The sequence below is a fragment of the Vibrio sp. 1F279 genome (assembly GCF_041439815.1).
Taxonomy (GTDB): Bacteria; Pseudomonadota; Gammaproteobacteria; order Enterobacterales; family Vibrionaceae; genus Vibrio; species Vibrio tasmaniensis_A.
This window is the reverse complement of record NZ_JBGOOU010000071.1, coordinates 1-7,194: the sequence shown is the minus strand read 5'-3', so window position 1 is coordinate 7,194 and position 7,194 is coordinate 1. Positions and strand designations below refer to the sequence as shown.

The window sequence follows — 7,194 nt, the reverse complement described above, 5'->3', positions numbered from 1 at the left end:
ATTCGGATAGTCGATCAAACCAATGGGAATTAATTTGCATCAATCCAAAATCACGGCTGATGACTTGACCGGATTGGTTTTTATTTTCATTGTACGCGTTCGGCTTTAGGCTACTTTCTACCGTGGCGATGGATTTTAAAAGCTGTGGATCGACATTATAAAATCGCCCTGCCTCATCAAAGCAAAAAGCCCAACTGAAACACGGCGATAACAACGAAAGATAAAGTAATGGTTTCATCATAAAAAAGAGCCCTAATAATAGGACTCTCATTTTATGCCATCCCATTGAGATATCAATATTCACAAGGTAATAAAATTGTGGTCACGCTGCGGTCACGTTCAGTTATTATCCAAACCGATTGATCACAAATCGTATAATTCGATATCACTCTCTCGCCTGTTTTGGTTGCTTCGTCATTGGTGATTTTATCTTCAATGCAAGTCTCTCCCCAATCTCCACTTTGGTGACGCTGCAAATAAATCGACAAGTTAGCACCGACATTATTATCTAATAACTGCTCAATACCTTGCGTATAGACTACTTTACCCAACGAAAACGGCACGGCCGTACAAACGTAACATTTTGCTTTCGTTTCTTCTCTATCTTGTGTAGCATTCAGAATGTTCATTCGAATATTCACCATAATTGACTTGAACATGCCTTGATATTTGATGGAACAAATATCAAGGCGCTTTAATTTTCACGTTTAATAAACGTCTTCCTTTTTACGAATGTGATTAAACACTTCATAAATCTCATCGTATGAAATGCCATAGCCTTCGAGTTTTTCCACACAATCACAAATATCATTTGTGTAGAAACATTCGTGATTAAATAACTCACGGCGAATGATCGCCTTTTTCCCGTTCTCTTTGATATCTTCGGCGATCCCTTCTTGAGCGATGGAATCTAAACGAGTCATTAATTGCTTGGCATTATCAACTGGGCAAATTAACCCCATACCTAGTGATGCGTATTTCACGCCCTCTTTTTTTGCCTCATCGAACTGTTGATTAGAAAAAGCAAAGAACGCCCCAGCATCATTAAAAGCCTGAGTTTGTTTGTCTTGAATATAGTGTGAGAGATATTTCATTATTTAAGTCTCCATTTTATAACTAAGGGGTATCAAGTCTTTATACTTCGATATATTGATGGCTATCTGTCACCCATCCCATGACGACAGCACGACTATTCAGCCCTACCTTATTTGTTTCAGTAATCACATGACCTCTCGCGATGCCTTGCCCCCAGTACGGCTTATTGAGTTCTGTTTCTGGGAATAAAACCGTCAGTTCTAGCCAAACACTGGAATGCCTGGCTCTTGCTTTTACATGAGCGGCAATCACGACAATATTTTCCACAGAGGTTGATCCTGATAGGGCAACATCACGACTTGGCTCTACTGGTTGCAGACGCTTAGAGATATCATTTTTTGGTGAGCTTTCGTGCTCCAGCGGCGAAACGCTGGTCACTGAATTTGAATTAGAGAGAGTTAGGTTTGAATTTTGTTGCGCCATGAGGATTTTCCTTTTGTTTGAGTATCACTTTTCGGAGCCGCTTGGCTGTCCGCTCTCTCACCATCGTTCTGCTTTGCAAGGGCGCGCAGCGTTCATTTACCCTTGCAAATCAGGTTGTGGGGAGAGACGGTTAACAGCCTGCGAGCCCGTAAATGATGCGAGTGAAAGGAAATCGGCGCATAAGAAAACAAGCCTTACTCGAACTTATTCAAAGGTAGGGAAAGCAACGAGGAGGTACGACGAGGCGTAGCGAACGCAGTGAGAGGAGTGCGTTCAGGATTGCAGCGATATCCTTTTAGATAGGGGCTGTAGAGAGGCACATCCTGGGGCGGCACGCAGTGACTCACCAGGGTGATGTCACTCTTAGGCCATAGATAAAAGATACAAGCGAAAAGCCTTGCCCGAAGGGTAACGCCCAAGTTAAGCCCTTATCACGACGCTGTGCTTCAAATCCGCTTTAAACTATCATCATAAAAAACTCGTCAATTAAGCCCTATCAGCCACGCAACCACAAATTGACATCAATACACTGCAATACAATCAAGCATCGAGTCAATGGGCCTACAGTCCTCCTGAGAGCCAGCTAGACGACCGCTTGCGGTCGAGCCTTTGGCTCAACTTCTTTTAGCGCGACCACAGCGTTCAAGGAAATCACCAAGGAAACTAAGGCCTCCAGGCTAAGAGGCATCTCATTCGGTTTTAATCGAATAAAGTAATGAGTCTTTTTGTCACAAAGACCGCGTTGGGCGTCAGTTTACGCACCCACGCTTTAGAGTATCGTGACCATTTAAAACCGTTACTTTTTAATTTTTTGCGCACCTCTTCGGCTGGAATACCGTCAAATGAAAACTTAATGCGGCCCTCTTCTTCGTACAGCTCCCAAGCCGTCCCCATTGCCTCGCCGTTACCCTGTAATGGCGCTTCGTTGTGCAACGCTTCCAAGTGCTCTAAACGCTTTCTAGTTGTTCGGATATTGGCATTACTATTCTGTAGTGCGTATGCATCAAAGCCAAACTTTCCAAAAAACTCACACGGGCGTAATAATTTTTTTGCTCTTTCTTCTGTCTGTCCGTGTGTATTAACCAAATATTCGATCTTGTCTTCCTCGGTCATATGACTAGAGCGAACGATCTTATTAACGGCTTTCATGAGTTCATGACTTTTAATCAAACCCTCGAGCTTTTTCTTCAATTTTTCAACCGCTTCTGGGTCGTCTGACGCGATACCGGCAGAGCCTACACTATCAGCGCGACGGCTCAGATATTCCGCTTTATCCTGAGCCTCTACGCTTTTACGCATGTTGGTATTGATGCTCTCCGCGTGTTTACGGTGCTTCGCTTCTGAATGGTGACCAACCAGGATTGGCTGACCGAACGGTAACATTTTCCCTAATGTACTCGCGGTATTAAATCGCTCATTAGAGACCGCTTCAGCTTTAGCGGCACGCTCTTCTAATCTATCGCGCTTCGCTTCTTGTCGCTCTTGATAGTCTCCCAGCGCTACCACTTTTCGGGTGTTATCTTGTGGTGGCGGTGTTGGCTTTTTCTCATCACTGTTAAGCGGGGAAAGATAACCGTCAATCAATGCCTTTGTCACTTGCTCAAACGTAAAGCGCACTTTAGACAAGCCCATCAATTTTGTCTCAGTCACAGCAGCGTAATAGTGGTTCAGCGTTGGGTGATCCGCATCAATATCATGTCTAAATCGCTCCAAGTCACCATTATCAAACTCGATATACATCATCGTCTTGGTGTAACCGTTATTGCGGCCCACTTCCATAGCTTCTTGACTTGCTTTTTTGTTGTAATTATCAAGGGTGTACGCATTGCCATCAGATAATAAATTGGATTCACTCCAATCAATAATCACTTGCTTCACAACGGCGGTCTTTTCCAGGTGTACGTATTGGTCGAACGGGGCAAGCTGCACCGGCTCTTTCACTTCTTCGGTGCCCTCCACTTCTGAGCATTCCCCCTCAATAATCGTGCTTTGCGGTTCCTCTCCATCCAAAGAGAATGTCATCACCACATCATTAGAAAAATGATAGATACAATCACAGACCTGCACTTTCACTAGAGCGCCTTCACGGATGGTTAATAAAATAACCATGTCGCTGTAGTTCTTTTCGTACCAATCCCAAAATTCGGATTTATCCATCGTGACAGGCTCATTACTTCTAAAGCAATCATCCATCCCCATTGACTGAGTTTTTAAGATCAACGTGTCAGCATATTCCAACAGCTTCGTAATTTTAGCCTTCGCATTTTTACGCAACTTATGACCAGAGAAGCGCTTCAAAAATTCATTCTTGGATGAGCCTGACGGCTCAAACGGGGATACGTTTGTCGCGGATTGAACGTTAGAAGCTGTTGATGGATTAAGGATTGAGTCTGTCATAAGTTTTTCCTTTGATTAATTTTTCATTCCCGTTGTCGCCTGACTGCTCGACCCAAAATCACGGTTCATCAAAACAAGGGCGCGAAGCGTTCATATACCCTTGTTTTGGGGGTTCTGATTTGGGACGTTAAGCAGGAAGACCGCGACACGGTAATGAGAAATCAAAGGAAAAAAGACAGGCGAAAAACAAAATCCATCTTACAGATTCTTTCGTTCAGTCAGTGAAAGGAGTGAGGAGGCACGACGAGCGGCAACGAGGAAGAATGACGAGGCGCAGGCGTTCAGGATTGCAGCGATATCCTTTTAGATAGGGACTGTAGAGAGGCACATCCTGGGGCGGCACGCAGTGACTCACCAGGGTGAAGCCACTCTTAGGCCATAGATGAAAGATACAAGCGGAGAGCCTTGCCCGAAGGGTAACGCCCAATCGAAGCCCTTACCATGACACTGTGCTTCAAATCAGCTTTAAACCGTCATAATAAAAAAGCCGCCTATCAAGCCCTATAAGGCAAAAATCAACAAAGCGACACCATGACAAAGCAATATAATCAAGCATAGAGCAAATGGGCGTACTGTGGTACTGAGAGCCGTTTTGACGACCGCTTGCGGTCGAGCCTTTGGCTCAACCTCTTTTAGCGCAGAAACCCAAGCGTACACAGCAATCACGAGGTAAAAAAAATGCCTCTAGGATAAGAGGCATTTCAGAAAACATATTTGAACATTAAACGTTGATATGACTACCAACCCAAAACGCGGCACCGGCTACCGTCGCAATCATCGCGAAGGCTGTTGCAATAATGAGGTTTTTAAGGGAACTCACTTCATTACGAACCGTATCGATTTTATCTGAAAGCTCATGACGAACCGCTTCGATCTTCTGATCGAGTTCTTTACGCGTATCATTTAACTGCTCTTGAGTGGCAGCATGAGCGGTTAGGTTGATCAGCTCTTCAACGCTTAATGTGACTTTGCTTGATTCAGACATAGTAGAAACCTTATTTAATTGCTTACAGTTTATAGCATTATGATGAGGAAGTCATTCACGCCAGAATAGGCGTAAATGAGAGACATGTTTCACTAATGGCTATATCCAACCACGCTCCACAAACGACACCACATCTTCAAAAGACACCACGAAATGATCGAGAACTCGAATATCAACCAAGGCTAACGCGTCGGTCAGTCGTCGAGTAATACGTCGATCGGCTTGACTGGGTGTGGCATCACCGCTGGGATGGTTATGATAAAAAATGACCGCGCTTGCATTTGTGGCCAGTGACTCTTTGACCACTTCACGCGGGTAAACGGATGCGGTGTCAATGGTGCCGTTAAACATCTCTTTTGTGCGTAAAACTCGATGCTGACTATCAAGAAAGATCACCCCAAACACTTCGCTTTCATTGGAAGCAAGTGAAGCCTGACAAAATGACTTCACCAATTCAGGGGAATTGAGTGGCGTCTGCTCTGACACAAACAACTTAGATTTTAAAATGCTCGCGGCATGGTGCAAGATATCTTTTTCTTCTACAGAGAAAAGGCTGTGATTAGAGTAGTTAGCAAGTACAGACATAATAGATCCCTTTTAATATTTAAAGTCGTGATGGGCGGCGCTCAGTCCGTGTTATTGGCCATACAAGATAGTCAGAAGATCTTTCGCTCTCGCTTGATGCTTAGCGGTCGTTTCAACGTTTCTCTCTTCTTTTTTCGCATAGGCGTAATCTTCTCGCATCTGTTTCACAGTCGTAGCTCTATCACATACGCCAATACTCACCCCTTTTCCTTTATTTCCTTCCTCCAAGATCAAAGAGTCGGTATAACCAAACTCATTAAGTAAAATCTCATGCACTTTAACCGCTCGAACGCTCGAATTAAAGTCCGTTGAATTCACCCAAATAAGTCCCTTTGAAACAGTCGCGGAAACGGTCGAACGCACTGCACGTTCAACGACCTGGCAGGAGATATCATTTTTTGGTGAGCTTTCGTGCCCAGCGGCGAAACGCTGGTCGCTGAACATCGATTTAGAGAGAGTTGGGCTTGAGTTTCGTTGTGCCATGAGGAGTTTCCTTTTTGTTTGAGTATCACTTTTATGGAGCCGCTTGGCTGTCCGGCAAGCGCTCATGGTTCTCAATAACAAGGGCGCGAAGCGTTCATATACCCTTGTTATTGGGGCTCTGAGCGAGCACGGTAAACAGCCTGCGAGCCCCATCAAATGATGCAAGTCGAAAGGGAAATCGGCACATAAGGCAACAAGCCCTTACTCGAACTTAATGGAGGTCAGTGAAATGAGTGAGGAGGTACGACGAACAGCAACGAGGAAGACTGACGAGGCGCAGGCGTTTAGGGTTGTACGATAGGAGCTTGTAGAGAAGCACCTTCTGGTGCGGCACGCAGTGGCTCACTAGGGTGATGCCAATCTAGGCCATAGATGAAAGCTCCAAGAGAAAGCCTTGCCCGAAGGATCACGCCTAAGGAAAGAGCACCTCATTATTTCTCACCCCACGTAAAAAACTAAGAAGCAATAAGCTAAGAGATAAGAAGCCAAGAATGAGGATTATTTAAATACATTTACCCGTCAGTAAGTCACTAGAATGGGTATATCGATACTGCCACCTTGCTCACTGTAACCTCCCTTTTGAGAGCCAAAGGTCAGCGTCCCTTTTTCAAAACGAGCATTAATGGTCTCAAGCGCTCGATTAAGCTCTAACTTGTTAGAGTTAGCCCCAAATCAGTCAAGCCAGTTTCTAAGTTAATGTATATACGTCTATAAGTAAGGCAAACACTTGTCGTATTTTCCAGTAGGAATAAAAACAGATATCGTCCTTACCTCACTTTTTTGAGACCTCACCTTAGTCATCACTTCAGCGCTGTGATGTACTATTTCTCCAAATAGCACATCCGTTTCTCTTAATCGGTCCCGATAACTTAGTTCAACTGATTTACGCAACAAAGAAATATCAAAATCCTTCATACGTGGTGCGAGCCATGTAAATCCAAATCAAACGGTGATGAAAACCGTGCGGTGCTTTATTAAATTATTCATATGTGTGCTCTACCCTTTGCCACTTAGAGTAGTTATATCAAGATATTTAGTTATAGTGCGTTAAGGACACAATGCCTTTCTAGCGTAAATCAATTTTAATTAAGCCAAGAAATTATTTACACCTTCGCAATAATTATTGGCTTTGTTGCGTAATTCAGTTTAGAAACAGAGTCTCCCCGTTTCTCATGCTTTTTAGTCAATACGACAAGTTTCAGGCATACCTAACCCAGTAAGCTTGT

Annotated in this window: 8 protein-coding genes; all 8 read right to left on the bottom strand. The window is 44.0% G+C overall.

Features of this window, described 5'->3' with window-relative positions; all coding sequences use genetic code 11:
• Window positions 1-241, bottom strand: a 241-nt coding sequence (locus ACED60_RS24790) for a lytic transglycosylase domain-containing protein (protein WP_371728667.1), incomplete at its 3' end; no start/stop codon positions are given.
• 52 nt (window positions 242-293) lie between these two features.
• Window positions 294-629 carry a hypothetical protein gene (locus tag ACED60_RS24785; RefSeq protein WP_016766862.1) on the bottom strand — a complete coding sequence of 112 codons (336 nt, stop codon included), beginning with the start codon at window positions 627-629 and terminating at the stop codon, window positions 294-296.
• Between the two features lie 78 nt (window positions 630-707).
• Complete coding sequence (locus tag ACED60_RS24780) at window positions 708-1,094, bottom strand: hypothetical protein (RefSeq protein ID WP_102308722.1); 387 nt, start codon at window positions 1,092-1,094, stop codon at window positions 708-710.
• A 40-nt stretch (window positions 1,095-1,134) separates the two neighbouring features.
• Window positions 1,135-1,518 carry a hypothetical protein gene (locus tag ACED60_RS24775; RefSeq protein ID WP_076648261.1) on the bottom strand — a complete coding sequence of 128 codons (384 nt, stop codon included), beginning with the start codon at window positions 1,516-1,518 and terminating at the stop codon, window positions 1,135-1,137.
• Between the two features lie 699 nt (window positions 1,519-2,217).
• Complete coding sequence (locus tag ACED60_RS24770) at window positions 2,218-3,915, bottom strand: DUF3560 domain-containing protein (protein WP_371691508.1); 1,698 nt, start codon at window positions 3,913-3,915, stop codon at window positions 2,218-2,220.
• A gap of 721 nt (window positions 3,916-4,636) precedes the next feature.
• On the bottom strand, window positions 4,637-4,900 hold the full coding sequence (locus tag ACED60_RS24765; protein WP_102258136.1) for a DUF1640 domain-containing protein: 264 nt from the start codon (window positions 4,898-4,900) through the stop codon (window positions 4,637-4,639).
• Between the two features lie 99 nt (window positions 4,901-4,999).
• Window positions 5,000-5,485, bottom strand: coding sequence for a DNA repair protein RadC (gene radC, locus ACED60_RS24760; RefSeq protein WP_016800123.1), 486 nt, complete (start codon window positions 5,483-5,485; stop codon window positions 5,000-5,002).
• 51 nt (window positions 5,486-5,536) lie between these two features.
• Window positions 5,537-5,968, bottom strand: coding sequence for a hypothetical protein (locus ACED60_RS24755; RefSeq protein WP_102258042.1), 432 nt, complete (start codon window positions 5,966-5,968; stop codon window positions 5,537-5,539).
• Window positions 5,969-7,194 lie beyond the last annotated feature (1,226 nt).